Source organism: Paenibacillus massiliensis subsp. panacisoli DSM 21345 (assembly GCF_000426545.1).
Lineage (GTDB): Bacteria > Bacillota > Bacilli > Paenibacillales > Paenibacillaceae > Paenibacillus > Paenibacillus panacisoli.
The window spans coordinates 14,195-39,628 of sequence record NZ_AUFO01000018.1; the positions used below are offsets into that span (position 1 = coordinate 14,195).

General features: G+C 49.5%; 22 protein-coding genes. 6 read left to right on the forward strand and 16 right to left on the reverse strand.

What is annotated here, in order from left to right; all coding sequences use genetic code 11:
• The first annotated feature begins 319 nt into the window (after positions 1-319).
• Both K331_RS0115060 and K331_RS31025 read left to right on the forward strand, forming a co-directional pair.
• A complete protein-coding gene (locus K331_RS0115060; protein WP_036635018.1) occupies positions 320-868 on the forward strand; it encodes a sigma-70 family RNA polymerase sigma factor in 549 nt (182 codons plus the stop codon).
• Positions 837-1,910 (forward strand): DUF4179 domain-containing protein, encoded by a 1,074-nt coding sequence (locus K331_RS31025; RefSeq protein ID WP_084165484.1) that lies wholly within the window; start codon positions 837-839, stop codon positions 1,908-1,910. The genes K331_RS0115060 and K331_RS31025 overlap by 32 nt, the downstream gene beginning before the upstream one ends.
• A gap of 158 nt (positions 1,911-2,068) precedes the next feature.
• Here the strand turns inward: K331_RS31025 and K331_RS29680 are convergent, their stop codons facing one another.
• The 7 genes from K331_RS29680 to K331_RS0115100 form a co-directional block, all read right to left on the reverse strand.
• Positions 2,069-2,665, reverse strand: a complete 597-nt coding sequence (locus K331_RS29680) for a GNAT family N-acetyltransferase (protein WP_051289854.1) — start codon at positions 2,663-2,665, stop codon at positions 2,069-2,071.
• A gap of 65 nt (positions 2,666-2,730) precedes the next feature.
• Positions 2,731-3,465, reverse strand: a complete 735-nt coding sequence (locus K331_RS0115075) for a metallophosphoesterase family protein (protein ID WP_028590953.1) — start codon at positions 3,463-3,465, stop codon at positions 2,731-2,733.
• A gap of 61 nt (positions 3,466-3,526) precedes the next feature.
• Positions 3,527-4,489, reverse strand: a complete 963-nt coding sequence (locus tag K331_RS0115080; RefSeq protein WP_028590954.1) for a metallophosphoesterase — start codon at positions 4,487-4,489, stop codon at positions 3,527-3,529.
• A gap of 19 nt (positions 4,490-4,508) precedes the next feature.
• Complete coding sequence (locus K331_RS0115085; protein WP_028590955.1) at positions 4,509-5,324, reverse strand: aminoglycoside N(3)-acetyltransferase; 816 nt, start codon at positions 5,322-5,324, stop codon at positions 4,509-4,511.
• Between the two features lie 252 nt (positions 5,325-5,576).
• The gene (sdhB, locus tag K331_RS0115090) at positions 5,577-6,332 is read right to left on the reverse strand and encodes a succinate dehydrogenase iron-sulfur subunit (RefSeq protein ID WP_025680173.1); all 756 of its coding nucleotides are present in this window, start codon (positions 6,330-6,332) and stop codon (positions 5,577-5,579) included.
• A gap of 83 nt (positions 6,333-6,415) precedes the next feature.
• Complete coding sequence (gene sdhA / locus K331_RS0115095) at positions 6,416-8,161, reverse strand: succinate dehydrogenase flavoprotein subunit (protein ID WP_028590956.1); 1,746 nt, start codon at positions 8,159-8,161, stop codon at positions 6,416-6,418.
• A gap of 85 nt (positions 8,162-8,246) precedes the next feature.
• Complete coding sequence (locus K331_RS0115100; RefSeq protein WP_028590957.1) at positions 8,247-8,915, reverse strand: succinate dehydrogenase cytochrome b558 subunit; 669 nt, start codon at positions 8,913-8,915, stop codon at positions 8,247-8,249.
• A gap of 250 nt (positions 8,916-9,165) precedes the next feature.
• On the opposite strand from K331_RS0115100, the gene K331_RS0115105 reads away from it, so the two are divergent.
• A complete protein-coding gene (locus K331_RS0115105) occupies positions 9,166-10,071 on the forward strand; it encodes a LysR family transcriptional regulator (protein ID WP_028590958.1) in 906 nt (301 codons plus the stop codon).
• Between the two features lie 370 nt (positions 10,072-10,441).
• Here K331_RS0115105 and K331_RS0115110 read toward each other — a convergent pair whose 3' ends face one another.
• Together K331_RS0115110 and K331_RS0115115 are read right to left on the reverse strand one after the other, a co-directional pair.
• Complete coding sequence (locus tag K331_RS0115110) at positions 10,442-11,107, reverse strand: potassium channel family protein (RefSeq protein WP_025680180.1); 666 nt, start codon at positions 11,105-11,107, stop codon at positions 10,442-10,444.
• Between the two features lie 60 nt (positions 11,108-11,167).
• Positions 11,168-12,508, reverse strand: coding sequence for a TrkH family potassium uptake protein (locus tag K331_RS0115115; protein ID WP_028590959.1), 1,341 nt, complete (start codon positions 12,506-12,508; stop codon positions 11,168-11,170).
• Positions 12,509-13,177: 669 nt separating this feature from the next.
• On the opposite strand from K331_RS0115115, the gene K331_RS0115120 reads away from it, so the two are divergent.
• Positions 13,178-14,866: a CPBP family intramembrane glutamic endopeptidase gene (locus tag K331_RS0115120; RefSeq protein WP_028590960.1), complete on the forward strand. Its 1,689-nt coding sequence runs from the start codon at positions 13,178-13,180 to the stop codon at positions 14,864-14,866.
• On the opposite strand, the gene uvrC is transcribed toward K331_RS0115120, so the two are convergent.
• From uvrC to K331_RS0115145, 4 genes are all read right to left on the reverse strand, one after another.
• Entirely contained in the window at positions 14,838-16,991 is a 2,154-nt protein-coding gene (gene uvrC / locus K331_RS0115125; RefSeq protein WP_028590961.1) for an excinuclease ABC subunit UvrC, read from the reverse strand. The two genes, K331_RS0115120 and uvrC, sit on opposite strands and share 29 nt — an antisense overlap.
• A gap of 356 nt (positions 16,992-17,347) precedes the next feature.
• Complete coding sequence (trxA, locus tag K331_RS0115135; protein ID WP_018885581.1) at positions 17,348-17,662, reverse strand: thioredoxin; 315 nt, start codon at positions 17,660-17,662, stop codon at positions 17,348-17,350.
• Positions 17,663-17,772: 110 nt separating this feature from the next.
• A complete protein-coding gene (gene dnaI, locus K331_RS0115140; RefSeq protein ID WP_028590963.1) occupies positions 17,773-18,723 on the reverse strand; it encodes a primosomal protein DnaI in 951 nt (316 codons plus the stop codon).
• 81 nt (positions 18,724-18,804) lie between these two features.
• Complete coding sequence (locus tag K331_RS0115145) at positions 18,805-20,319, reverse strand: replication initiation and membrane attachment family protein (RefSeq protein WP_028590964.1); 1,515 nt, start codon at positions 20,317-20,319, stop codon at positions 18,805-18,807.
• Between the two features lie 422 nt (positions 20,320-20,741).
• On the opposite strand from K331_RS0115145, the gene hemQ reads away from it, so the two are divergent.
• Positions 20,742-21,509 carry a hydrogen peroxide-dependent heme synthase gene (gene hemQ / locus K331_RS0115150; RefSeq protein WP_025680185.1) on the forward strand — a complete coding sequence of 256 codons (768 nt, stop codon included), beginning with the start codon at positions 20,742-20,744 and terminating at the stop codon, positions 21,507-21,509.
• 99 nt (positions 21,510-21,608) lie between these two features.
• Here the strand turns inward: hemQ and K331_RS0115155 are convergent, their stop codons facing one another.
• Positions 21,609-22,802, reverse strand: a complete 1,194-nt coding sequence (locus K331_RS0115155; RefSeq protein WP_018885585.1) for an NAD(P)/FAD-dependent oxidoreductase — start codon at positions 22,800-22,802, stop codon at positions 21,609-21,611.
• Between the two features lie 207 nt (positions 22,803-23,009).
• On the opposite strand from K331_RS0115155, the gene K331_RS0115160 reads away from it, so the two are divergent.
• Positions 23,010-24,014, forward strand: coding sequence for an NAD(P)/FAD-dependent oxidoreductase (locus K331_RS0115160; RefSeq protein WP_018885586.1), 1,005 nt, complete (start codon positions 23,010-23,012; stop codon positions 24,012-24,014).
• A gap of 184 nt (positions 24,015-24,198) precedes the next feature.
• On the opposite strand, the gene sda is transcribed toward K331_RS0115160, so the two are convergent.
• Together sda and K331_RS0115170 are read right to left on the reverse strand one after the other, a co-directional pair.
• Entirely contained in the window at positions 24,199-24,342 is a 144-nt protein-coding gene (gene sda, locus K331_RS0115165) for a sporulation histidine kinase inhibitor Sda (protein ID WP_018885587.1), read from the reverse strand.
• A gap of 253 nt (positions 24,343-24,595) precedes the next feature.
• Positions 24,596-25,255 (reverse strand): YheC/YheD family protein, encoded by a 660-nt coding sequence (locus K331_RS0115170; RefSeq protein WP_028590965.1) that lies wholly within the window; start codon positions 25,253-25,255, stop codon positions 24,596-24,598.
• Between the last annotated feature and the right edge of the window lie 179 nt (positions 25,256-25,434).

The window sequence follows — 25,434 nt, forward strand, 5'->3', positions numbered from 1 at the left end:
GGGCAGCCGCTACGGCACTCTGGTGTGAAGGCCCATTCTTGTTTTGCATTCTTGTTTTGCTTGCTTTCTTGTCGTTTTTACCTTACTTTGTCCTGCTATTTTATCCTGCTTTTCAGGAACTCTCTAATCATTCCTATGCCTCTTCGTATCCTTCTCACCTCATGCCCTTCTCCCTTCGTATTCCTCTTCCTGTATACCCTGCCTCCTCCTAATCCAGTATTGGGTTCTATTTGATGCCTATGACAGTCCATTTCAAAGAAATTTGAAACGTTTTGCCAACCTAATCTCTCTAATCAGAGAAGAAGGAGGTAAATTAGCCTTGAGTACATATTCAGAACTGATTGTCCGAGCCAAGCAGGGGGATGCGAAAGCATTTCAGGAGCTGGTCCACGCTGACAAAGAAAAGCTCTACAGAATGGCCTTTATTTATATGGGGAATGAAGAGGATGCGCTGGAGGTTTTTCAGGAAACGATATACAAGGCTTTCAAGGCGATCTCCACGCTTCAGAACACCCACTACTACTCCACATGGATGACCCGGATTCTGATTAATACAGCCCTAGCTTTTCTAAAAGGAAAGCAAAAAGTGATCCCTTTTAGTCCAGAAATGCTTGAAAATCACGCCATCACGGACCATGGACAGCTCGAAGAGCAGATTGATCTGCTGCAAGCACTGGACACGCTGGAAGAGAAATATAAGTCGGTGCTACTGCTACGCTTCTATAAAGATTTCACGATCGTGCAGATAGCCGGGATACTTGATATTCCTGAAGGCACGGTCAAGACCCATATCCATCGCGGCTTGTTCATCCTTCGCCAACAACTGAAAGGAGCCTATGATGAAGACAGAACAGATTCCTTCCTTTAAAAACGAGATCGACAGCATCCCCGTGCCAATAGATCGACTCGATCAGATCATCTCAGCTACAATACAAGAGGATCATCCGAGAAGACCTTCTCCCATCCGACTACGAAAAAAAGTGCTGTACCGTGCAACCGCCGCCGTGGCAACACTGGGTCTGCTGCTGGGCTCAGGCTTCGTCTCTCCGGCTATGGCCAGCATCATGGCGCAGATTCCCGTAATCGGTTCAATATTTGTTCAGCAAGGAGATCCCGGGCTGAGGAATGCCAGCGAGCAGGGCTTAACTACGGCCATTGGAGAGACCCAAACCAGCGACGGTACTTCGATGACCATTAACGAGGTATTTTACGACGGAATAAGACTATCCGTGGCCTATTCCTTGGTATCCCAGCAGCCACTGGACTGGGATGCTCAGCTAAGGACTGACATTACCGTGAACGGCAAAGAAACTTTCTTCAACAGAGGCCAGACCCGAACTGAAATAACACCAACCTATCATGTCGGAATTATTGACATCAGCCCACCTGCTGATCTGCCGGCTCAGTTCGAGCTAGGCCTTCTCTTCCATGAGGGAGAGAACAGGCAATGGCAGTTCAATATTCCTGTAAGCATGCAGACTGACACACAACTCATTACAGTAAACAATATGCAGCGGGTAGCAGATATCGAATTAAACGTGGCTAGCATCAAAAGCAGTGCGGCTGGCATGCTGTTGACCTATAATACAATAACGAGCGAAGATGATCATTCCGATTATAGGATAACCTTTAAAGTGGAGGATCAGGAAGGTAGAAGGTTGTTAACATCTTCAGGAGGAACCAGCGTTCAGGTTCGTGATGGTATCCGTTACTCGTCCAGCACAAAATTGTTTGCACCACTTGGTGAAGACGTCACAGCACTGACAATCACGCCTTACCTTTCTTTTTCTACCACTACTGGAGGCGTTGCTGTTGATCAAGATCGTAAGGAAGCCCTGCCCGAATCTGGGCCTGCATCAAGTCAAGTACAAGCTACAGAGTTAGACAGCTTCACGGTTGTACTCCCCTAACAACTACCCTAACAAAAAAAGTGGACCCGAAGCTTCGGGTCCCAACATTTATAATATTCAAAAGGGGGTCATGTCATCATTGTACCCGCTGTCTGTTAGAGTCTTTTTGCATCTATATTTCAATTGTGTAACAAAACATAACGATAAGAAATCAGAGCTCAATATTGCGGTTGGTGAGTCCCCTCATTCGAAGTGATGAACTCCTCCGCATCGATGCCATAAACCTCTACGATCGTGCCTTCGTTTCCGATACCGTGATAGCCTAGCTTACGATCCAGCCTCATTCCGTTCTTCAGCAGCACACGTGCCGAAGCTCCGTTCTGCTCATGGCATCTGCCCTCGACTCGTTTGAAGCCCAGATTGTTAAAGCCCAGAGCTAGCCATTCCTTCACGATCTCACTTGCCAGCCCCTGGCCCCAATAGTCTCGCTCCAGAATATAGCCAATCTGCACCTGACCATTCCGCTCATTCCAGTGCTGATATGAGATCAGCCCGATCACCGTCTCATGCTCACGGAGTGTGATTACATAATGTAAGGCCTCCAGAGCGGCTGAGCTGGTATGGATTTGCTGTACAAGTCGAAGAGCCCGTTCCTCATGCGGCTTGTTATTACGATTGACATATTGGACTACGAGCGGGTCAGACAGCAGCTGCCTCAGCCTGCCTCCATCCTCTGGACGCAGCTTGCGCATTCTGGTCCTTGCCGAATATAGCTCGGGAAGTGAAGCACGAATTGTCTGTTTCGTCAGCACCATATTACCTCCTTGGGTACCTCCGGTGGGCGTCCACAGCCTGACATTTATATCGCGGGACCGGAAGCCTAATCCTGCAAGCCTCTGTATATGGCAGTCCGTAATTCTCTGATGTAATAATTCAATGATGGCACCTTGGCCTCTTCAGCCTGTCTTACAGCCAGTTCAATATCGTACGGGACTCGAATGAACTGGATCGAGAAGCCTTTCCGTGTAGTGTCTCCGATATGCCCCTCCAGGATACAATACGAAGCCTCCGTCATATCCAGCGGATTGCCCACACTGCCTACATTGAATAAAGTTCTGCCGTGCAGGTGTTGCAGAAAAGCATTATGTACATCTCCATACCCCACGGTATCAGGTTCGAAACGGCTGTCTTCCTTCTCGTCGGGTGTTGGATCGAACATCCCCATTCGACTTTCAGCGGAATCCCAAGGTTGTACCCGGTGGTAGACACTCTGCGGAGAAGCATGGACAAGCCGAATACGGCGCCCGCTCATTAGAAAATCATAATGGAATGGCAACTCCCCTAGCTCACGAACTCGCTGTGGCCCCAATAGCTTCGCATGCCAACTGAAGTTCTCGTCCGGTTCTCGTCCGACCAGCTCATCCCAGTTCCCTCTAATTATAATCTTGCAGTGCTTACGTGCACTTTCAAATACCTCTACTGGGTTCGGCCCTTTACCGACCAAATCTCCGAGGCAGTAGATTTCCGTTACCCCTCGTACAGATATATCCTCCAGTACTGCATTCCATGCAGCCAGATTACCGTGCAAATCCGAGACTATAGCAATTCGTTGCATCCTGATTCCTCCTTCATCTCTAACCTCGCTGAACGAATTGCACCCTGGAGCACTCCAGACGCTACACATCCTGTCCTCTTCGGAGTGTAAGCACCGTAAGCTCAGGAGGACACAATACCCGGACAGGCAACTGGGTCATCCCGATACCTCGATTTACGTATACTGGCATCTTACGCTCTCCTACGCTATATAGCCCCTGCACATACTTGCGGCCACCAGGTGGAGTCTTGAGCGCGCCAAGGAACGGGGCCCGAATCTGCCCTCCATGGCTATGCCCCGACAGCTGCAAATGAATGCCGGCTTCTGCAGCCTGATCTGCAAAATCAGGCGCATGCATGAGCAGCAGCTTGAACATGGTGGCTGGAATCCCTGCTGTGGCTCTAGACAGATCCGGCTTGCTAAGCAGCAAATCCTCCAGGCCAACAATAGCTAATCGCTCCCCGTGACGCTCAAGGATCTCATGTTCATTTTTGAGCAAGCGAAATCCAGTATGTTTATATAATGCCTGCACTCCTTCGGGGATGCCCCGATAATCATGATTACCTAGCACAGCGTACTTCCCCAGCGGGGCCTCCATTGCAGTCAACAAGGGAAGGTAGTCCTGCATGGAATCTGCATAATCATCGACAATGTCACCCGTGAAGCACAGCAAATCTGGCTGAAGCTGTCGAATAGCCTCTGCCATATGGTCAATATGATCATCATTCGTAAAGAAGCCCAAATGCATATCGCTGAAATGCACGATACGCATACCGTCAAAGCTACTCGGCAGCCCCGGGAAGCTGAGCGACAATCGGGTAATCTCCAGCCTGTGTGGCTCCCAGACACTGGCATATCCGCCCGTCAGCAGGGCCATGCCTACCGCCGCAACAGCCCCCTTCTTCAGAAAGCTTCGCCGTGTCATTTTGAGCTCTCCAGAGGTTACTGTCTGCCCAGATGTCACCTCATCCAGACCCTGCCTAGTATCTGTAGCTTCCTTCTCCCTATCCGACTCAGGCCTCCCTGCATGCGGCTTATCCACCATATGCATCAGGCCTCCTTATTTATAAAGTTCGGTTGACCGGTAGCCATGCTTGAGCATAATCGACTAACACCCGCTGTCGGCCCAAGAAACAGGATGCCTGACCGATCTCCACACGCCGAGCCTCACCTGGGTACTCCCGCTCAAAATCTGCACCCAGGCGGTCAAAATCATCTGACGTAATATTGATATCCCGACGCTTAACCCATTGCTTGCTCCCCTGCTGTAGCACAGGCGCCAGAAGCTCCTGCTCTTCCTTTCCTGCATAATCCGTCCTGTACTCTGCAAGATGCAACGAGGTATTGCTCTCATGTCCGCAGCCTAACAGTAACACGTAGGCATCGTTCTCATACATTCTTGCCAGTGGAGAAGCCTCACCAAGAGCAAAATCAAGACTGTGCTCAGCCAGCAAGGCCTCTGCAAGTGGACCTTGAGCAGCAAAGGAGAGCTGGGGATGCATGCTACGTATCACTCCAGGCAACAGCCGAAACAGCTCGGCGACTCGCCCCATGCCATTTGTAACCGTCAAGTATGGATCATAAGCTGGCATCTCCTCGCGGATCAGATTCCACCATTTCGGATCTGCTGGGGGAGCCTGCCATGTTGCAGGATCTGTCAGGTCACTTGATTGGGTCGGCATGACCAGCGTCCCTTGCGGTCCCAATGCGAGTCGGAGCGCCGTAATGACAGTGCTCGCGTCGCCTGGAATATATCGTCCGAAGCTGCGCAGCGAAGTATGTACGAGCAGTGTCATGCCTTCACGAACACCCAGATTATACAGGGAACGCACAAGCTCCGTCTGCGTAAGGGGCTGCTCAATGATCATGTTATGAGTCATACGCTCAATTCCTTTCAGCTTGCTATTCAATTCGATTTCACCTTAGATCATGGAACAACAGGCTTAAGAGCGGTCGACAAGGATCACCGCTTGCGACGACTCTATACTCAGCTGTAATCTGATTAAAGTACTGGGTCGTTTTTATTACACGTAGTATATCATAAGCCGGAAGTGTATTGAAAAAAAACGCTCCCCGCCAGACAACTGCTGCGCAGTTCTCATGACAGGGAGCATTTCAAGGATGCTATACCGTTACACCGTCAGCCAACGCTTGAACATGTGCTTGGTTGTTTCCTTGTTCATTTCAGCAATCGAAGTTGTCAATGGAATGCCTTTCGGACAAGCGCGCACACAGTTCTGTGAGTTGCCGCAGCCTTCGATTCCACCAGCCTCCATGAGTGCCTCCAGACGCTCATCCTTGTTCATCTCACCTGTAGGATGACTGTTGAAGAGACGCACCTGAGAGATCGCCGCAGGTCCAATGAAGTCCGTCTTCTCGTTCACATTCGGACACGCCTCCAGGCAGACGCCGCAGGTCATACATTTGGACAACTCATAAGCCCATTGTCGCTTCTTCTCATTCATTCTCGGCCCGGCACCCAGGTCATAAGTACCGTCGATTGGAATCCATGCTTTTACTTTCTTCAATGCATTGAACATCCGTCCACGGTCAATGACCAGATCCCGTACTACAGGGAAGGTGCTCATCGGTGCCACCTGTACCGGCTGCTCCAGTTGATCGATCAATGCCGCACAAGCCTGACGCGGCTTGCCGTTAATCACCATGGAGCAGGCACCACATACCTCCTCCAGACAGTTGGATTCCCAGCATACTGGTGCTGTATCGCCCCCTGAACTGGTGACTGGATTCCGCTGAATCTCCATCAGTGCACTGATGACATTCATGCCAGAGCGGTAAGGAATCTCGAACTCTTCCTTATACGGTGCCGACTCCGGCTGATCCTGACGGGTAATGACTAGCTTAACCGTTTTTTTCACATCGGCCATCCTATTTCATCCTTTCCTCCGGCTGCCCGTTAATATAGGCGCAGACAGACCGGGTAGTCGTCACTTCAGCCATCTCGGCCGAATTATTTGCTCTTGGAATAGTCACGTACACGCGGTGGAATGAGAGATACGTCCACAGGCTCGTACGAGATTTGTGGTCCTTCCGGAGTCCAATCCGCAATGGTCGTCTTCAGGAACCCTTCATCATTCCGATCCGGGAATTCCGGCTTATAGTGTGCACCACGACTCTCATCACGCAGCAGTGCTCCCTTGGTCATCGCCTCTGCCAGCTCCAGCATGTTCCACAGCTGACGTGTGAAGGCTGCGCCCGTATTGTTCCAGCGTGATGCGTCATTGATGTTAATCTTGCGATAGCGCTGCTTGAGCTCCTTGATTTTGTTGATCGTCGCTTCGAGCTTATCGTTGTAGCGCACCACTGTCATATTGTTGGTCATCCACTCGCCAAGCTCTTTATGAATGACATAAGCGTTCTCGTTACCATCATTGGTCAGGATGCCTTCATATTTATCCAGCTGCTGCTTGCGTTGCCCCTCGAATACAGAGGAGGCCACATCGCGAGCCGATTTCTTAAGCCCCTTGATGTACTCTACTGCTTTCGGACCAGCAACCATACCGCCATAGATAGCAGATAGCAAGGAGTTCGCGCCGAGACGGTTCGCACCATGATACTGGAACTCACATTCACCAGCAGCGAACAGACCAGGAATGTTCGTCATTTGATTGTAATCTACCCACATCCCACCCATGGAGTAGTGAACCGCAGGGAAGATGCGCATGGGCAGCTTGCGTGGATCGTCACCGACGAATTTCTCATAGATTTCAATAATTCCGCCGAGCTTGACGTCCAGCTCTTTGGGGTCCTTATGCGATAAGTCCAGATAGACCATGTTCTCGCCGTTAATTCCGAGTCCCTGATCCACGCAGACACTGAAGATTTCACGAGTTGCGATATCACGCGGAACCAGGTTGCCGTAAGCCGGATATTTTTCCTCCAGGAAGTACCAAGGCTTACCGTCCTTATAGGTCCAGATCCGCCCACCTTCACCGCGAGCCGACTCGGACATCAGACGCAGCTTGTCATCACCAGGAATGGCTGTTGGGTGAATCTGGATGAACTCACCATTTGCATAGCGTACACCCTGCTGATATACCGCGCCGGCAGCAGTTCCGGTATTAATGACGGAATTCGTCGTTTTACCGAAAATAATGCCAGGACCACCGGAGGCAAGAATGACGGCATCGGCTACAATTGTCGCGATCTCCATCGTCTTCAGCTCCTGAGCCACAATACCACGGCAGATCCCCTCATCATCAATAACAGCCTGCAGGAATTCAGAGTTCTCGTGCTTGGTGACAAGACCCGCTGCTTCCCAGCGACGTACCTGCTCATCCAATGCATACAAGAGCTGCTGCCCTGTCGTAGCACCTGCAAATGCAGTACGGTGATGCTGAGTACCACCAAAACGGCGGAAATCAAGCAGACCCTCTGGGGTACGGTTGAACATAACACCCATACGATCCATAAGGTGGATAATGCCCGGTGCCGCTTCGCACATCGCCTTAACTGGTGGCTGATTAGCCAGGAAATCTCCTCCATAGACGGAATCATCGAAGTGAATCCACGGGGAGTCGCCCTCACCTTTGGTATTTACTGCTCCGTTAATACCGCCCTGCGCACAGACCGAGTGTGAGCGCTTGACTGGTACCAGCGAGAATAGGTCTACGTGAACGCCTGCTTCTGCCGCCTTGATGGTCGCCATCAAGCCAGCGAGACCGCCGCCCACGACAATAATATTGGATGCTGCCATGAATTCTCACTTCCTCTTCAGTAATACTTGCCGATGAATCTTGTTATGATCATCTACTTATGATGTAAACCTCTATAATCCATTCTTAGCTGTACAGAGCGGAAATGGTGTTCAGCAGAGAGGTTGCCTCACTGAATTCAGCCCCACGGAACGCAAAGAGTGTCGCAATGAACATGACGGACATCACTGCAAATACTCCCATGCAAATGAAAGAGGAGACACGTTGAGCACGTGCACCTACTGTAATCCCCCAGCTAACCAGGAAGGACCATAGTCCGTTGGCAAAGTGGAAGGATACGGCCACTACACTGATTGTGTAGAGGACGAAGGATACAGGATTGCTCAGAATAGCATACATCTGGCCGCCAAGCTGCTCATGCGTAATGTTGCCCAATGCCACCTGCACACGCGTATCATACACGTGCCAGATAATGAAGACGAAGGCAATGACGCCTGTAATCCGCTGTACCAAATAGCGCCAGTTGCGCTCATACCCGTAGCGATTCACATTCGGCTTCGCCTGGTAGGCAATGTATAGACCATATACACCGTGGAACAGCATCGGTAAATAGATCATTACGAACTCCAGAACGAGCACAAGTGGTAGTCCATTAATGAAAGCCACGCTCTTGTCAAAGCCTTCCTTGCCGTTCTCTACTGCGCTGAAATTCGCGAGCAGGTGATTCACAAAAAACAGGCCCAGTGGAATGATACCAAGCAAAGAGTGAATCTTGCGGGAGTAAAACCCTTTCATATGCATTGTTCCCCTTCCCAAAAATAGCGTTTTCAAATTCTATATTTATCATATCTCCTAAGAGGAGTTTCGACAAATTGTTCCTAAACCTGACTGATTAACTGTGAACAACTTGTGTCACTTTTTATGTTACTCCTTTTCATCTTATAATGGAATTGCAATATATTTATTAATTGTTATAACATTTAAGCATATACCTGTTAAAACTAAGCTGTGGTTGGTTGATTTAGACGAAAAGGAGCTGTTAGCCCTGTTTGAGGATATGAGTGCGTTTGCCATCGTTGTAGAGCAATCGAGCCTGAATAAGGCTTCAAAGCTATTAAATTTATCACAGCCTGCCCTTTCACGAAAAATAGCCAAGCTGGAGGAGGAACTGGGAGTCAAACTGTTCGACAGGCGTGGTAAGCGGCTGGAATTAACTTCTACTGGGCGCTTTGTCTACACCTTCGCGCTGGAGCAAAGACAGCGGCAGCTTCGCTTCTTGAACAAGCTGTCGCAATACAAGCATGAGGGCCAGAGCGAATTGACACTGGGCGCAAGTCTGACGACGATTCAGACAACCCTGCCTACGCTGATGGAGGCTTTCATGAGCAAGCACCCCCAGACTGAGCTGAAGCTGCTGACTGGCAAGACGCATGAGATCGTCGGCTTTGTGCGGGACAAGAAGGCAGATGCCGGCATCGTCGGCTCATCCATTGAAGAGCCTGGACTGAGTTGTGTCCCGCTCTTCGATGATCATCTGATGCTGGTCGTCCCTGTCGGGCACCCACTGGCCGCACAGCCGGGACCAACTGGAATGGCTGAGCTGCAAGGATTACCGATGATTTTCTTCTCCAAGGGAACTTGGTATCGTCGCCTCACGGACGAGCTGTTCCAGCAGAACGGCATTATGCCGGACATTCGCATGGAGATTGATTCCTTCGAAGCGATCGTCCGCCTACTGCCTACCTGCAAGGCAGCCGCTTTGCTGCCCAAATCCTATCTGCGTAAGGAGCTGGTACGGGATAGCGGCCTCGTAGCCGTGTTCATGCCCGAGCTGAAGGAGACTCGGCGAACGACCTGTCTCATCTACGCCGAGACCGTCGAGCATGGACCGACTGCTAGACAGTGGATTAGCGAGACACGCGCTTCCTTTGCTGGATACCGGATGATCTGAAGCACGATTGTAACTATCCGAAAAGAAAGCTGAATCTGAGAAAAATACAGACACAGCTTTCTTTTCATAGAAATAATTTTACTCCAACAACTCACCTAAACGGGAGCCGAGAAACTTGCCAGAACACCTCTTCAAGTGACTACTCACCCGTTCGGCTCTCTTATTCTTTTCCACTTCATCAAGATAATAATCGCATGAATCCTTTGTCTACCAAATATAGCTCAAAAAATAGAAACTGCGACAATGTCACTGTCATCAGCAGCATTACCACAGTCTCTATGATTCACTACAATATACCGTTATCCGTTATAAAAATACGTAAAATCATCAACTAGCAATTTGGCCGAATCTGATTTCATACCACAAGCTCTTACTCATTAACGACCTCATCCTCGAAGCGTTCCAGATTATCATTGCTTCCGATGACGACCATGATATCATCCTTATGCAGTCGATCCATGGCCGTAGGCGCAATGCGCACCCCAGCAGAGGTATGAAGGGCTACGACTGTGCAGCCGAAACGGGTGCGAGAATTCAGGTCTGCCAGTGTCATGTCATGAAGACAAGCGGGTACCTTGAGCTCCACAATGGAGTATTCACCTGATAGTTCCAGGTAATCCAGCAGATGCGGAGTAACGAGCTGATGAGCCACCCGTATGGCCATGTCGCGTTCCGGGTATACAATACGATCCACGCCCAGCTTCTCCAGTGCCCGTCCGTGCAGCTTGGAGATGGCTTTGGCTATGACTGTCTTGACTCCCATTTCCTTGAGCAGGATCGTAGCCAGAATGCTCATCTGGATATCGTTGCCGATCGCTACAATCCCGCAGTCAAAGTTCCGTACCCCGAGGGAACGAAGCGTCTGCTCATCGGTGGCATCAGCCACAACCGTATGTGTCAGCAGTTCACTCATCTCATCTACTGCTTCCTCATCCTTATCAATGCCCAGTACCTCACAGCCCATCTCCATAAGCTGTATTCCCAGATTTGCGCCGAACCGTCCCAGTCCAATGATGACATACTGCCCTGTTTTCATGACCTCTCCGTAACTCTCCTATTCTTAACTCATGATGAATGTCTTCCTTAACGTAACGAATCAACCGATAATCATCTTGCCTTCAGGATGTCTATACAGTTCTTTACCCTCGCGGCGACCTAATGCATACGCCATCGTAATCAGTCCGACCCGGCCAATAAACATCAGCATAATGATCAGCGATTTGCCAACATCCGTGAGATCCTGGGTCAATCCCATACTAAGCCCTACGGTCCCGAAGGCCGATGTAGCCTCGAACAGGATCATCAGAAAATGATGGTCCTCCGTCGTAGACAGGATCATCGTCGCTCCAATGACTATGAACAGGGCCAGCAGCACTATGGATAGAGCCTTGAGAACACGCTCCTGTTCGAGCCTGTAACGGAAGAACACGATATCATCCCTACCTTTGATCATAGCCCATACGGCACCCAGCAGCAGCACAAACGTGGTCGTCTTGATTCCACCTCCAGTTGATCCGGGTGAAGCGCCAATGAACATTAATAAAATCATGAAAAACTGTGTCGCCTGCTCCATATTGGCTATATCAAGTGTATTCGCACCTGCTGTCCGTGTCGTTACAGACTGGAACAGAGAAGCGAGCAGCTTGCCTTCTCCGTTAAGATGGCCAAGAGTCGCTGGATTCGAGAATTCAAAGATCAGAATAACTAGCATCCCCACCAGAATTAGAGCCGGGGTCGCTGTCAGCACTACTTTGGAATGGAGGGACAGACGACGCTTGCTCCGATACTCCGCCAGATCAGACAGGACGACGAAGCCCAGTCCACCAGTCACAATCAGAAAGATCGAGATGAGATTGGTGAAGGGATCTGCCACATAGCCCGTCAGGCTTCGGAAATCCCCGAAAATATCAAACCCTGCATTATTAAACAGGGATATCGAATGCCAGATACCAAAATACAAGGCTTGCCCCAAGGGCATGTCAAACGCCCACCGGATGGCGAACAGCACAGCGCACACCGTCTCGATCGTCAATGAGTAGAAGATTACCTTGCGAATCAGAGCGACAATCCCCTCGACTGAGGTCTGGTTCATCGCTTCCTGCAGAATCAATCTCTCCTTATAGGTAATTCTGCGCTTGAACACCAATGCCACCAGCGTGGCCATCGTCATAAAGCCTAATCCACCAATCTGAATGAGTACTGCGATGACGATCTGACCGAATATGGTAAAATGAGTGCCTGTATCCACAACGACCAAGCCTGTAACACAGGTAGCTGAGGTAGCCGTGAACAGAGCGTCCAGAAATGGCAGCGGCTCTCCCGATGTATTCGCAACGGGCAGCATCAGGAGCAGCGTGCCCATGAATATAATGAGCGCAAAGCCCCCAGCCAGAATACGGGGCGGCGATAATCTGATTTTTGAAATGTATTGCTGCATGCCGTCCTCCTCAAGCACAATTAATCCCATTTCCCAAGCCCATGCTCGCCCTCTTAAGCTGCCGAGATGTGCATAATGATGAGCAAGGAGCAGAACTACTCATAGCATTTCTTCTTTCAACGTAAAACATAATAAAAACATTTATCGTTGTACTTCACAGAAGACAGACCGCATTTTGCAGTGGTTTTTATTGCGATTACTGAATTGTTCAGCTCTGCTGAAAACTTCTAAATTCTGTAATCTTAATAAAAACATCTATCGTTGTACTTTCACAGAAGACAGACCGCATTTAGCAGTGGTTTTTCTTGTTGGCACAGACACATACATTCTTTACGTATTGAGCTTCTATTCGGATGCACACTTGGATTAGCATACAAATTATAATCGTTCCTCCTGCACTTCACAAAGCGATTTTCAGTGAAATACTGCAAAATTTCTGCAAATCACGGTAAAACCCTGACCTTTTTGCGTATTCACTGCTGATTATTGTGTTTTTCACAACTTTTTGCGGGAGCTTCTATTGATGACAAGGCACATTTGTTGATGATGAGATACACTTGTTGATGACGGGACAATTTCAAGCTCATTTATTGTAGTAACACTTGCCTTACTAGCGATTCAATTTCATCTTATGTTATCTTAGAATGGTGTACATAAAGGAGGTATTAGATGAATCCTGTTGGGAAACCAGCCGTGCTCAAGGCTAATTTCAAGCTCCTTAGCCTGCTTGGCGCCATTGGCCTGTTCATATTTTTGCTGCTGCAGGTCATCCTGCCGACACTGGCTGGCAATCAAGAGCTCGTCCCGAAGAAGACCATAAGTGATCAAGAGGCTGTCTCTTCAGCTACTGCATTCATCAAAGAGACACTCGGTTATCAGGTAGAGCCCCCGGCGAATCCTCTCGTCACCTACCGTGCTCATTCCGATCTATATGGGTATCTTATGAAAAATGAGTTGTTGGCGGAGTACAACCGTACTTGGGTGTCCGAATATCCTTACGATCTGTTCCGTGTTCATATCCCATATGATGATATCAATGCTACGTTTCGTGTCGACCTGGATATGGTCACGGGTAAGCCTGTAGGCTTTGTCGTCGATCGTGGTACCCCTTCATTTATGGCCGAAGGCGTACTGGAGGATGAGACCAGTGATACGATGCTGCGTTTTGCTGAAGGTAGCATTTCCCTGGCAGACAAACAGGCTGAGGCAAAAGCCGTCCTCACCGATATGGGCTATGATCCTGCTACGCTGGAGCTGCTCACGAGCGATGGTGATACTGGGCTGCTCTATCGGCTTGCTAATCATCAGATTGGCGAAGCCCCGCTGGAGTTGAAGTTCTTGTTCGAGAACGGGAAGATTCGATCCTTCGAGCCCATGTTCGTGGCACCGAAGCTGCACACAGATTATGTGAAGCAGCAGACAACGCAAGCGAATTGGATGTATTATATCGGATTTGCCCTATTCACCTTTGTATTAGGCGTTTTGGCCATTGTGTATAGTATTGTGAAGCGCAGCTTTACCTCTTTTGGCAGAGGAATCGTGCTGAGCATCGTCTATTTCCTGGCTTCCATGATCAGCTTCTTCAACATGCTTCCCGTCTTCCAGAGTGAGAGCACAAGCTCCTTCATGCTGGCATTTCTGATTATCTTCCAGACGATCATTACGATCGTTATGGCTGGGTCGGTCTACTTCTCATTAGTCGGGGGCAATGCACTGTGGCGGGAGCATGGCTGGAATCCATGGCCAAGAGCAAAAGAGCCTGGTTACGGGCTCTACGTCCTGCGTAGTATGTGGGCAGGTTACTTGTGGGCGTTCATATTACTGGGTGTACAGTCCATCATCTTTGTGATTCTCGGCATGACGATCGGAACCTGGTCGACGACGGACGAGACTCAGTCGCCTTTTAATATGACCTATGCGTGGGTACTGCCCATTATGGCCTGGATGGCCGGCATTGGTGAGGAAGCGGTCTATCGTTTCTTCGGAATTGCCATGGTAAAAAGAATGGTCCGCAGCACCTTGGTCGCCAGCATCATCACATCACTGATCTGGGCCTTCGGCCATACGCTGTATCCAATCTATCCGGTCATTACAAGACCGATTGAGCTGTTATTCATCGGACTGTTGTTCAGCTTCATTTTCCTGCGTTATGGCTTTATTACTGTCATGTTCAGCCATGTGGTGTTCAACAGCATACTCATGGGGATCAGCCTGATGACGATGGGGCAGGTGTCCAATGTAACCGCTGGCGTGGTCGGCATCATATTGCCTGCCATTGTCGGGTATATCGTGTACAAATATAATCCTACACAAAAAGAGAAGTCGTATCCTACGACTCCTCCTGAAGGGCAGCTATAATCGTAGCTGCCAGCTTATCCCCTATAGAGAGAGGCCGGAAGTCTTCGACGCTGGCCTCTCTTATTTTTTTGATCGAGCCAAAATGCTTGAGCAGCATCTTCCGACGCTTCTCTCCAATCCCCGGAATCGAATCGAGTCGCGAGGTGACCATAGATTTGCCTCGTTGCTCACGGTGGAAGGTAATGGCAAAGCGGTGGACCTCCTCCTGAATCCGCTGCAGCAGGTAGAATTCCTCGCTGTTGCGTGGCAGCACGACTGGCTGTGGTGGATCACCGAGCAGTAGCTGAGCTGTCTTGTGTTTGGAGTCCTTGACGAGTCCACTCACCGGGATGAACAAGCCAAGCTCATGGTGTAGCACATCAATCGCTGCAGATATCTGTCCCTTACCGCCATCGACAATGATCAGGTCTGGCTGCGGCAGATTCTCCTTCAGCACACGCTCATACCGTCTTCGAACAACCTCACGCATCGTCTCATAATCGTCTGGTCCCTGTACAGAACGGATTTTGTATTTGCGGTATTCCTTCTTCTCTGGCTTGCCGTCCACAAAGACAACCATCGCTGATACCGGGTTCGCTCCCTGAATGTTGGAGTTATCAAACGCCTCAATCCGGTACAGCGTCTCCAGTCCGATCGCTCGTCCCAGATTATCAGCAGCCTTGGAGGTTCGCTCCTCATTGCGTTCAATGAGGCGGAACTTCTCGTCCAGCGCGACTCGCGCATTATCTGAAGCCATGCCTGTCATCTGCTTCTTCAGGCCGCGCTGGGGAATGTGCACCTTGACGCCGAGCCATTGTTCCAGAGCCGAGGCAGCTGTACTTGGATCATCGAGTCCTCCGGTCAGTGCGGGGGCTTCTTCAATTGCCTCCAAATCCTCTGACGAATTCAATTCATAGGATACAGCTGCCTCATGGATAGATGAACCGTCCGGATCAGCAGATGGGCTCACTGATTCCAGCGCCGTTGTGTTATCCGTTGCTGGTGCAACCCTCGTCTGCAATACAGCCGAATCCTCGTCATCACCTTGGACAGGCGTTCCCTCCTGTGATAACGCCTCCCCTCTTGCTTCAGCCTCTCCCTCTGCTGCGGTCTCTCCTCTCACTTCGACCTCGGACGGCTCGGTCTGCTCCTGCTCAGTCTTTGCCGTATGCTCGCTCAAGGCGGGCAGCAGAATCTCCTGCGGCAGAGCCGGATTGTCACTATAATATTGAGTCACGAAGGACACAAAATCGCTGTACGCCTCTCCGTAGAAAGGAAAGGAGGACATGTGACGCCCAATCATTTTTCCTTTGCGAACATACAGAATCTGCACGCTCATCCAGCCTTTATCCACAGCATAGCCGAAGACGTCACGATCCTTGGTGTCAGCCGTCGTAATCTTTTGCTTCTCCATAATCGCATCAATGCTGATAATCTGGTCGCGCAGCTCCTTCGCCCGTTCAAAATAAAGCTCCTCGGCTGCTTCCTCCATCTTGCGCTGAAGCTCCTTCTTGATCTCCTCATGACCGCCACTCAGAAATGAAGCAATCTCTTTGGAGATATCCTCATAGGTCTCTTCGGAGACCTCCTGTACACAAGGGCCAAGACATTGATGCATATGGTAGTAGAGGCATACTTCCTTTGGCAGCACGCCACATTTGCGTAAAGGATACATTCGGTCCAGCAGCTTCTTCGTCTGATGGGCCGCATAGGAATTAGGATAAGGGCCAAAATATTTAGCTTTGTCCTTCAGGACACGACGTGTGACCTCCAGCTTGGGATGACGCTCGTTGGTTATTTTGAGATAAGGGAACGTCTTGTCATCCTTCAGCAGGACATTATAGCGAGGCTGATGCTTCTTGATCAGGTTGCACTCCAGAATCAGTGCCTCCATGTTGCTCGCCGTCACGATGTATTCAAAATCACGAATGTCGGCTACCAGGCGCTGGGTCTTGCCATTATGGCTCCCACGGAAATAAGAACGCACCCGGTTCTTCAAAATCTTGGCCTTACCGACATAGATGATGGTGCCTTCCTCATTCTTCATCAGGTAGCACCCCGGCTGATCCGGCAGCAGCGCCAGCTTATGGTTGATGCGTTCTAATGCCTTTTCCTGTTCCCGTATTCGCTCTGCATGATGTTCCATAGCGCAGGGTCTCTCCTTCCAAGCTGATTCACTATATGAATATAGATTGAACTGAACATGTTAAGATTTCGGGTCCGCTCCAGTTCCAAACTTCCCGTCCGTTGCTTGCTCCCCTTATCAATCTTACAGTTCAATCTATATAAAATCTTATACCGTACTTCATAGTATATCATGATCCGCTGCTTCTCATGGCTCTTCTTATAGCTTCTTCTCATGCTTATATGCTCGGCTATTTCTTCCGTCTTCTTCAGTAAAGAAAGATTCAAATCAAAAACGCCCCCGGCATATACCGGAGGCATTCGTCAGTAATCTTGGCAAGAAACGGTGCGTCCGAATCGGACAACCGAATCATGTTATTACTGGTGTTTGGACAGCATGTTCTTGAGTGCTTCCTTGGAGTTCAGGCCTACCACTTTATCGACAGGCTGTCCGTCCTTGAACACGATCAGAGTAGGAATACTCATCACGCCAAAACGGGAAGCAGACTCCGGATTATCATCGACGTTCACTTTCGCAATCTTTACATCCGACACTTCAGAGGACAGTTCCTCCAAGATGGGTGCCAGCATTTTACAAGGTCCGCACCATGGCGCCCAAAAATCAACCAAAACGGTTCCTTGTCCTTCCACCTCAGTATTGAAGGATTGATCGGACACGTTAACTATAGCCATTGGAAATTCCTCCTTATAGGAAAGTCATATATATTATAACCTCGAATGTCTGTGGCGACACCTTACGATTATAGCATATCACTAATTCAAATGTAAGTAAACTGTGGCGACTAAGACCCACGTTGATTCGTACCCTTGACTGTGATGACATCTACGAATGGCCGGATACGATCCATCAGCCGCTGTCCCTTGTACACTTCCTCGCCATCCTTGCTCGTGAAGCTGAGATGCTGCTCCAGTCCAGCTAATGAATAGTTGGAGGTAAAGAAGGTCGGCTTGCGATTCATCCGATAATTCAAGATGGAGCCAAGCACATGATCACGTACCCACGGACTCAGATTCTCGGCGCCGATGTCGTCGAAGACGAGCAGATCGCAATTTTTGAGGATATCTGTTGTCTCCTTCAGCTTCTGACCATCCTGGAACATCGACTTGAGATCCTCCACAAAATCAGGCATGTACACAATGACTCCATTATAGCCTGACTTGGCCAGCTCATGCAGCATATAGCCTGCGAGGAAGGTCTTGCCTGTCCCGAAGGTACCCTCCAGATAAAGTCCGCGCGGAGTTAGTCCTTGCGTCTTGACCTCATTAATGTAAGTAAACACCCGACTCACTGCCGGCACTCGCTGCAGATCCTTACGCGAGATCTCCACCGCATCATAGCCCTCACGCAGCGCTCGCTCATCCACGTAGAAGCTACGAATACGCTGCTTAACCTGCTGCTCATGCTCACGGGCCAACTGGAGGTTGCAGGGTGTACGGCTGTCTACAATCTGGGTGCGCCCTTGAGCCTGCTCTACCATGAGATTGCAATAATGGCCTTGAAAATCATTCGGACAATGCTCAAGTCCAGGACATTGGGCACAGTTACTACGATCTCGCATGTATTGGTACAGTCTACTCATATTCAGACGCAGTAGCTCATCATCCAGTTCTGGATGCGCAGCACGGAATTCCTGCACCAGCGGGTGGTTCATCACCTGCTCGGTAATATTTCGTGACCGCTGCCGGAACGATGGATTCTGCATGTTCTGCAGCAAATCACCTAATGATTCCATACCTCGACCTCCCTTGCAATCATTACTTCTATATTCATTGAACTTATTACGTTAAAGTACGTTCACGTAGATTCACTTGCCTTATAAATTTGACTTTTTGCCAGACTGCATCTGCTCTGCCATGCGTAGCAACTCCTCCAGCTCTTCCTCGGATACAGGTGTCTCTGCCACCTGATCCTGAACAATTGGAATCGAGGGCTTGCCTGAAGCCCCCTTCACGGACCGCGGACGCTGTCCACCACCACTACTGCCCCCAGCTGACTTACGTCCTTTGACTTTGGATTGGTCTCGAATATACTGAACGGCCTTCTCATAAGAGTTCACCTGCTTGACGAGCATATTGGAGGCTACCGTCTCGACGAAGTTCCGGTTGATACGCTGATCACTTCCGGATACCAGCATGGTCATCAGATAATGAATAAGTACATTGATCACTTCACCAGGAAGCTTGTAGCTCAGATCAATCTTCTCGAATATATCCAGCAGATTCCCCGGAACTGTCCCCGGAAAAAAAGTCTGTAATAAGCGATAATAAGGCTCATTACGGAGCATCATATTATATTGATGGATATCACATTTGCCCTCGAATTGCGGAGGCACCTCTACATAATATTCCATCTCGACCGCTTGCTCGGCAGGCGGCTGTGCGGTCTCCTCTTCCACGCCTTGCCGCAATGCGATGACCTTAGCAGCCTTCACCTGCTGGTCCTCCATCCGCTTCTTGGCTTGTCTGAACTGAAGCTGTGCATGATACTGCAGCCGATCCAGCACAACCTCCCCCTGCTCCGTGAAGACATCCTCTTCATCCAGCAGGCGGCTTACATCCTGAGCGCTCAGATCATATTTGTGGGCCACATATTGTACCACACCGAATTGCTCATAATCAAAGCGCAGGCGCTCAACATGCTTGCGGTTCACCGACTCTCGTGGAAAACGCAAAATCATGTCTGCATAATTGAGTTCTCCGGCCTCTTCCGCCGAAGCCCCCTTATGGCGAGACACCGATACCTCAGACAAGGCCTGCTCCAGCTCATAATCAATGACATGGGTATTCAGCTCGAATATATCGTAAAAGGGGACTGAAATGTTCTCTTTATTATGAAGCATCTGCTGCCAGTCGGCCGTCTCCTGACTCCATAGCGATGCACGCAGTGACAGGACGGCGAACTTGCCAATCTTGTCTCGCAGGAGCAAGGTCAGATGCTGTGTACGGAAAAATTCCGAAGGGGATAATGGCTGCTGTAGCTCATATTCATACATATAATCATCCGTATCCGGAGCATACATTCTGGACGTCTGCAACAGTCCGACAGCTTCCAGCTTGGATGTCTGTTCAATCAGATATTTGCGTCCCTTCTCGCTCGGCTCCAGGCCTAGCGTCAGAAAAAGACCGCGCTGCTGCTCTACAGGCGAGTAACCGATCTGTCCAGCCGGAATTTGCTGGGACAGCAATTGATATAGACTGACAGCAAACGCTCCTACCATCGGCTGATATACCTTGCTCAGCATGATCTCATCGACATGTCCAAGCCCGAACTCGCGGTATACGCAGTATCGGTGGTGCTCCGTAAAATGCAGCAGATTCTTCATGCGCATAGTGTGCTCTTCCTTTCCTTGCATCACCAATCTCCAAGATGCCTTACTATTCTATCATACTTGGGCCGCTGATAAAGACGGAAAATATACGGATATATACGAGGATTTCACGATCATCTTCAACCTCCTTCGCCCTTAGGCGCAAAATCGGAGGATTTGATCATCGGCACGAATTTTACTGGCATCGTCATTTGCTCGTTTCGTTTCTTTTGCGCTACAATAAGATGAAGCCAGTCATTCCTTGCAGGGTGCTGGTAGGTCAATCCACATGCTTATCCATACAGATTACATAGGCAGGAAATGATCCTGCAAACGTCAAACGACAGCACAGGGCCGCAATCAGAACAGCCGGGTATCCTATCCGTAGCGATCACCGACTCTTCCTTCGGCTCTTGCTGATTCAGCAAAGGAGTGTACGTAGAATGAATCAACCTGTAGCACATACGAATGAGGCCGCTGCAACGCTGGAGGGCTGGTACGCCCTTCATGATTTTCGATCCATCGACTGGACGGCCTGGAAAGCTGCCGATGACGAGGAGCGCGCTGGAGCACTGGACGAGCTGCGTGAATTCATGGAGGAATGGGGAACGACGGAGGCCGATGGACTGGGCAGCTCCGCATTGTACACCATCGTTGGACAGAAGGCAGACTTCGTAATGATGCATCTGCGCGAGACGCTAGAGGATCTGAAGACGCTGGAAAATGAATTCAACAAGACTACCTTCGCCAAATACACGACCAAGGCTTATTCCTATGTCAGTGTCGTAGAGCTGAGCAATTACCTTGGCGGCAAGGACGAGGACCCGATGCAGAACCCTCAGGTTGTAGCCAGACTGAAGCCAATTCTGCCGAAAAATCGCTACATCTGCTTCTATCCGATGAACAAGAAGCGCGAGCTTGCTGACAACTGGTACATGCTGTCCATGGAAGAGCGCCGCACAATGATGCGCAGTCATGGATTAATCGGCCGCAGCTATGCTGGCAAGGTGAAGCAGATCATTACTGGCTCTGTCGGCTTTGACGATTGGGAATGGGGCGTTACGCTGTTCTCCGATGATGCTCTTCAGTTCAAGAAGCTGATCTATGAAATGCGCTTTGATGAGGTAAGTGCGCGCTATGGCGAATTCGGTTCCTTCTATGTTGGCAGCGTGCTTAATGCCGAGTCCATTGAAGAGATGCTGAAGCTGTAAACAGCGTGGAGTAATCCCAAGTCACGGCTCACATATAAACAAAAAACAAGCCATCGAAATTTCGTATGGCTTGTTTCTTTATTTTCGCTTCAGTTGTGATTATCCGAAGAATCGTCCCTTCTTCATGACCAGTGGAATGCCACCAATAATGAACAAGTAGCGCATATCTACGACCTTCTTAAGCTGGGCTGCAACCCAGCCCTTGATCTTCTTTCCGCCCACGACAGCTACCGCCTCTCCTTTACCAAGCGAAGCTACTGTTCCCTTGTTGCTGAATACGAATTTGTTAAGCTCTCGTCCGCGAATGGAAGCAACTATGTTCCTGGCGCACGTCACACCCTGCTGCATGGCAATTTGCGCTGTTGGGGGATATGGCTTTCCAGCCGGATTCAGCATTAAGGAGTTGTCCCCGATTACGAAAATATGATCGTAGCCCGGGATTCGCAGGAATTCATCCGCCTTCACCCGGCCGCGCATGACCTCGAAGCCCGCCTTTTCAAGCAGATGATTTCCGCGAATCCCGCCAGTCCAGACTACCGTGGAGGCTTCTATTTTTTCTCCTTCGCCAATAATGACGCCATCAGCCAGACACTCCTTAATTGGAACGCCAATACGGAAGGTGACCCCTTTGCGCTTCAGCACATCCATCGCATATTCGACAAGCTCAGGATCGAAGCCTGGGAGAGCCGTTGGGGCAGCCTCGACGTTAATAATCGACACCTGACTCGGATGGATATCATATTGACGACACAGCTGCGGCAGACGGTCAGCCAGTTCTCCCGCGAACTCAATCCCGCTAAATCCGGCTCCCCCAATGACGAAGCACAATCGCGATTCGAGTCCGTCGTTCTTGTATAGAGCCAGCTGATATTCGATGTGCTCACGAATGAGACGCACGGAATTAATGCTGCGGATTGTCAATGCATGCTCCAGCATACCTGGAATACCGAAGGTCTCTGGCTCGCCGCCTAACCCCAGTACCAGATAATCATACGGAATAGACCCGCTATCCAGAACGACAGTGCGCTCAGCTGGCTGAATCGCCTGAACGGAAGACTTGATCAGCTTCACCTTCAGACCATCAATCAAATCTCCGATCGGGATTCTTGAGTGCTCAATGCTATCTGTTCCTGCCGCCGGCATATGAAGGTGAGTCGTAATATAGTGATAATCATGCCGATTGACGAGTGTCACATCCGCTTCCTTATGCCTTAATTCCTTTTGCAGGCGCTGTGCTGTCAGGATACCGCCGTAGCCTGCGCCCAGGATTACAATTTTAGGTTGATCGCCCATGAGACCTACTCCTTCCGTATTCCTAATCTTCCCTGTCCTGAATCTGAGCATACACATAGCTTGCAACAAAAATGAAGGTTCTATTAACTTACGGGGGATGAACTTCCCAATCAGAGTTCGTGCGTTTATAATGATAGTCAGTTGAATCATACGGATTGTGGCCTGATTCCCTGTCCATGAATGGTTCATAATTACAGCGGAGGTGTTATGAATTTGGCTACACCAACAGGTGAACATATAAGTGATCTAATTATTATCGGAGGCGGTCCAGCAGGGATTTTTGCTGCATTCTATGGTGGAATGCGGCAGGCCTCTGTTACTCTCATTGAAAGTATGCCCCAACTCGGGGGACAGCTTGCAGCACTTTATCCAGAAAAATATATATATGATGTAGCAGGCTTCCCGAAAGTTACCGCCCAGGAGCTCGTGAACAATCTGGTGCAGCAGATGAATCATTTCAACCCCAATGTACGACTAGAGGAGAAGGTCGTCTCTGTCGTGAAGAAGGATGAGCGTCATTTCGTAGTGACGACTGATACCGCAGAATATGAAGGACGAGCCGTCATCATCACAGCAGGTGTTGGTGCATTCGAGCCTCGTCGTCTGGAGCTTCCAGAGGCAGCCAAATTCGAGAAGACGAATCTGCATTATTTCGTAAGCGATCTGAGCAAATTCGCTGGCAAAAAGGTACTGATCAGCGGCGGCGGCGACTCTGCTGTAGACTGGGCCCTGATGCTGGAGCCAATCGCAGAGGAAGTCACTCTCATTCATCGCCGTGACAAGTTCCGTGCTCATGAGCACAGTGTCGAGAATCTGATGGCATCCAAGGTGAAGGTCATTACTCCTACTGAGATTGTTAGCCTGGAAGGGGAAGATCAGATCACCTCTGTCACACTGGCTCACGTCAAGACCAAGGAGACGCAGACGATTGAAGTAGATGATGTGATCGTGAACTTCGGCTTTGTATCTTCACTGGGGCCTATTTCGGAATGGGGAATCGAGATTGAGAACAATTCGATCGTAGTCGATTCAAGACAGCAGACAAATATCCCTGGCATCTTCGCAGCCGGCGATATTACTACCTACCCTGGCAAGCTGAAGCTGATTGCCGTAGGCTTTGGAGAAGCGCCTACAGCCGTCAACAATGCGAAGGTATATATTGATCCCGAAGCTAAATTGTCTCCGGGACACAGCAGTAATATGAAGCTATAGCTCTCCATGTAGCATATGAGAATAAAGGGTGCTTTACTCCCGTATTTTTTCACGGAAGTAAAGCACCCTTTTGTGTCAGGAATCATATCTTGTTGGCAACGGCAGAAGAACGGCTTTGGAAGGCTCCTATACCAGCATCCGGCCCAGATGTACAACTCCGAGGCAGCGTCTGCCTGGATGGTAATTAATGCAGAAGAGTCGTGTCATCCACAACCAGCTTTCTCTTCTGAATCTCTGCCAGAAGCAATGTGATAAAATCACGATCCAGCTTCAGCTTAATTGCCATGTGATAGGATTCCAGCAGCATTTCATCCGTCAGCATTCCCATCCAAGACACACCTTTCCTTTTTTTTCCTTATGACCATTCTAGCAAATTAACATCGACAGAACAAGTGTTCCTGATATCCACAACCACCTGTGGAAATCCTGTGTGTAATTTGTTGGTAAGTGTCTAGATCCCTTATGCATTGCAGTGGATAATGTGGATAATATTTATGCACAGGCTCCTACTCTATATAAAGCCTCCAAAAAATAAATTTGCACTCTACTAGTAGGTTGGGAGACACACCGCGAAAGGTGATTTATTGTGGCCTAGTGTTAACCTCAAGTAGCCAGATGCGCTTGTCACGGTCAATGCCGTAGTCGAAGCCAAGCTCACCAATACCAGGGAACTGCTCTTCCAGAATGGAAATACATAATGCAGTCAAGGCTCTCATTTCCTTACGTTTCGGAGATACAGCCTTCGCACCTAGCGAACGCTTCAATGCATCGCGTCCCTGTAGCATCGTTCCTCCCTTGCAAAGGTTGGTTACGACAAGGCCTGGCTTAGCTACCCGGCCAACTAGGGCCCGTAGCTCCCAGAGGTCACCATTCTTGACCATCTTCAATCGGTAGTCCACAGGTCTACTTCCGATCGTCGCCAGTCGAATGCCTTGCTGAATCAAGTAAGGACGCTTCAACTTGACGCCCTCAAGCTTCGCTATCATCTTCTCAAAATCTCTGAATCTGTGCGTACGCTCCATTCGGTTAAAGGCATACCCTTCAGCTGTACGAAGTACCCGAATAACACCACTCCCGCCTCCACCTCTTACAGGCTTGATGAACACCATCTGATAGCGGTCCAGCATGAATCGAAGATTAGTAGCAGAGTATTCGCTGGTCTCCGGTATATGGGCTGCTACCTCGGCACTTCGCAGCAGCGCTTCCGTTTTTAGCAGTTTGCTAGCTAATTGTCTTGGCACATTGATGTCTCCTTTCTCGGACGGATATATTAACACTGTACTCAAATGGTAGCCTCACCTCTTGGATGTTTGTCCGAGGCGAGGGCCTGTTTTACCGTGGAATTCATGAGTGGGTAGCGTGTCACTCTCATCATTGATACAATATCTCTATATATTTGGATTGGGAGAATACCACTGAC

Excerpts from the sequence above, each read along its gene's own strand:
- K331_RS31025 (WP_084165484.1), top strand. The coding sequence starts at position 837 with ATGATGAAGACAGAACAGATTCCTTCCTTTAAAAACGAGATCGACAGC.
- K331_RS29680 (WP_051289854.1), bottom strand. The coding sequence starts at position 2,665 with ATGGTGCTGACGAAACAGACAATTCGTGCTTCACTTCCCGAGCTATAT.
- K331_RS0115075 (WP_028590953.1), bottom strand. The coding sequence starts at position 3,465 with ATGCAACGAATTGCTATAGTCTCGGATTTGCACGGTAATCTGGCTGCA.
- K331_RS0115080 (WP_028590954.1), bottom strand. The coding sequence starts at position 4,489 with ATGGTGGATAAGCCGCATGCAGGGAGGCCTGAGTCGGATAGGGAGAAG.
- K331_RS0115085 (WP_028590955.1), bottom strand. The coding sequence starts at position 5,324 with ATGACTCATAACATGATCATTGAGCAGCCCCTTACGCAGACGGAGCTT.
- sdhB (WP_025680173.1), bottom strand. The coding sequence starts at position 6,332 with ATGGCCGATGTGAAAAAAACGGTTAAGCTAGTCATTACCCGTCAGGAT.
- sdhA (WP_028590956.1), bottom strand. The coding sequence starts at position 8,161 with ATGGCAGCATCCAATATTATTGTCGTGGGCGGCGGTCTCGCTGGCTTG.
- K331_RS0115100 (WP_028590957.1), bottom strand. The coding sequence starts at position 8,915 with ATGAAAGGGTTTTACTCCCGCAAGATTCACTCTTTGCTTGGTATCATT.
- K331_RS0115110 (WP_025680180.1), bottom strand. The coding sequence starts at position 11,107 with ATGAAAACAGGGCAGTATGTCATCATTGGACTGGGACGGTTCGGCGCA.
- K331_RS0115115 (WP_028590959.1), bottom strand. The coding sequence starts at position 12,508 with ATGCAGCAATACATTTCAAAAATCAGATTATCGCCGCCCCGTATTCTG.
- K331_RS0115120 (WP_028590960.1), top strand. The coding sequence starts at position 13,178 with ATGAATCCTGTTGGGAAACCAGCCGTGCTCAAGGCTAATTTCAAGCTC.
- uvrC (WP_028590961.1), bottom strand. The coding sequence starts at position 16,991 with ATGGAACATCATGCAGAGCGAATACGGGAACAGGAAAAGGCATTAGAA.
- trxA (WP_018885581.1), bottom strand. The coding sequence starts at position 17,662 with ATGGCTATAGTTAACGTGTCCGATCAATCCTTCAATACTGAGGTGGAA.
- dnaI (WP_028590963.1), bottom strand. The coding sequence starts at position 18,723 with ATGGAATCATTAGGTGATTTGCTGCAGAACATGCAGAATCCATCGTTC.
- K331_RS0115145 (WP_028590964.1), bottom strand. The coding sequence starts at position 20,319 with ATGCGCATGAAGAATCTGCTGCATTTTACGGAGCACCACCGATACTGC.
- hemQ (WP_025680185.1), top strand. The coding sequence starts at position 20,742 with ATGAATCAACCTGTAGCACATACGAATGAGGCCGCTGCAACGCTGGAG.
- K331_RS0115155 (WP_018885585.1), bottom strand. The coding sequence starts at position 22,802 with ATGGGCGATCAACCTAAAATTGTAATCCTGGGCGCAGGCTACGGCGGT.
- K331_RS0115160 (WP_018885586.1), top strand. The coding sequence starts at position 23,010 with ATGAATTTGGCTACACCAACAGGTGAACATATAAGTGATCTAATTATT.
- sda (WP_018885587.1), bottom strand. The coding sequence starts at position 24,342 with ATGGGAATGCTGACGGATGAAATGCTGCTGGAATCCTATCACATGGCA.